Here is a 1,808-nt window from a genome sequence, read left to right as displayed (position 1 = left end):
CGCCATCGGCATGCGCCTGGCCCGCCAGCGGCCGCAGGTCATGGATGGAGCCGGTGGTGGCCGGGTACTGCGCCAGCACGCCGAAGTAGTCGCCCTCGGTCATCAGCTGGAGCAGGGTGCTGGACGCGGTGCTGACCTTGACTTCGATGCCCAGCGGCCTGGCGCGGGTCTGGATCACTTCGATGGTTTGCGGGTGGCAGTCGCCCGCCACCAGGAACACATTGCTGTTGCTGTTGACGCGGCGCTTGGCCAGCGTCATGGCTTCGGCGGCGGCGGTGGCTTCGTCGAGCATGGACGCGTTGGCACTGGGCATGCCGGTCAGGTCGCAGACCATGGTCTGGAAGTTGATCAGCGCTTCGAGCCGGCCCTGGGAAATTTCGGCCTGGTAGGGCGTGTAGGCGGTGTACCAGGCGGGGTTTTCAAGCACGTTGCGCAGAATAACGCCCGGCGTGTAGGTGCCGTAATAGCCCTGGCCGATATAGCTTTTGAACACCTGGTTTTTGTCGGCCATGGCCCGGAGTTGCTTGAGCGCCGCGGCCTCGGTCACGGGCGGCGGAATCGCCATCGCGCTGCTGCGCGCAATCGAGCGCGGCACGATGCCGTCAATCAGCGCGCGGCGCGAGGCCGAGCCTACTGCGCTGAGCATGTGGGCTTCGTCCGCCGCATCAATGCCGATGTGGCGCGCAATGAATTCGGAAGGGTTCTCAAGCGCGCCCAGGGGCGTGGCGGATGGCATCAACATATCAGGGTCCCGTGTCAGGCGGTTGCAGAAAATTCAGGCGGCCGAAAATTTTGTGTAGCTGGTCTCGTCCATCAGCGCGTCGAGTTGCGAAGCGTCAGACAGCTTGATCTTGAAAAACCAGCCGGCGCCCAGCGGGTCGCTGTTGGCCAGCGACGGGTCGTCGCGCAGGGCTTCATTGACTTCGATCACCTCGCCGCTGACGGGCATGTAGACGTCGGCGGCGGCCTTGACCGACTCGACCACGCCAGCCGTGTCTTTTTGCGCAAAAACGCTGCCCACGGCGGGCAGCTCGACAAACACCACATCGCCCAGCGCGTCCTGCGCGTGAACGGTGATGCCGACAGTGGCGGTGTCGCCTTCAATGTTCAGCCATTCGTGGTCTTCGGTGTACTTGACGGTCATGGGGTGCTCCAGGAGGTTGTATGAAAAAACGGGAAGGATAAATCAGCCGCGGTAATAGCGGGTAGGTACAAAAGGCATGGCCGATACCTGCATGGCCACCGGCTTGCCGCGCACCAGGGCGTTCACCAGGGTGCCGATTACTGCAAATTCTGGCGCCACGTAGCCCATGGCGATGGGCTGGTTGATGCTGGGGCCGAGCAGGCCGCTGGTGACTTCGCCGATCGGCGTGCCGTCGGGGCTGTGCAGGGCCGTGTGGTCGCGCACCGGAATGCGTTCGAGCGCGATCAGGCCGACGCGCTTTCTTGTCAATGTGGCCGGGTTGTCGAGCTGGGCAAGGATGGTGGCCGCGCCCGGAAAGCCGCCGGCGCGCCCGCCACCGGTGCGCCGGACCTTCTGAATCGCCCAGTTCAGGGCCGCTTCGACCGGCGTGGTGGTGGTGTCAATGTCGTTGCCATACAGGCACAAGCCGGCTTCCAGGCGCAGCGAGTTGCGCGCGCCCAGGCCGATGGGCTTGACTTCAGGCTGCGCCAGCAGGGCTCTGGCCAGCGTGTCTGCCTGCGCGGCAGGCACTGAGATTTCAAAGCCGTCCTCGCCGGTGTAGCCGCTTCGGGTCACATAGCAGTCGCACCCCGCCACCGTGAAGCGGCCGCCGCTGATCAACACC

The 1,808-nt window shown here is 64.7% G+C and carries 2 protein-coding genes and 1 pseudogene; all 3 read right to left on the bottom strand.

Annotated features, from left to right (window positions below):
- A pseudogene (locus tag Q8K05_RS14805) lies at positions 1-742 on the bottom strand (glycine dehydrogenase (aminomethyl-transferring)); the annotation flags it as partial.
- A 33-nt stretch (positions 743-775) separates the two neighbouring features.
- Positions 776-1,144: a glycine cleavage system protein GcvH gene (gene gcvH, locus Q8K05_RS14800; protein WP_305247396.1), complete on the bottom strand. Its 369-nt coding sequence runs from the start codon at positions 1,142-1,144 to the stop codon at positions 776-778.
- Between the two features lie 42 nt (positions 1,145-1,186).
- A partial coding sequence (locus Q8K05_RS14795) for a glycine cleavage T C-terminal barrel domain-containing protein (RefSeq protein ID WP_305247395.1) occupies positions 1,187-1,808 on the bottom strand: 622 nt, incomplete at its 5' end.

The sequence above is a fragment of the Polaromonas sp. genome, from assembly GCF_030682935.1.
Classification (GTDB): domain Bacteria; phylum Pseudomonadota; class Gammaproteobacteria; order Burkholderiales; family Burkholderiaceae_C; genus Polaromonas.
The sequence above is the reverse complement of the archived record's forward strand: the minus strand, read 5'-3'. Positions and strand labels throughout refer to the sequence as shown.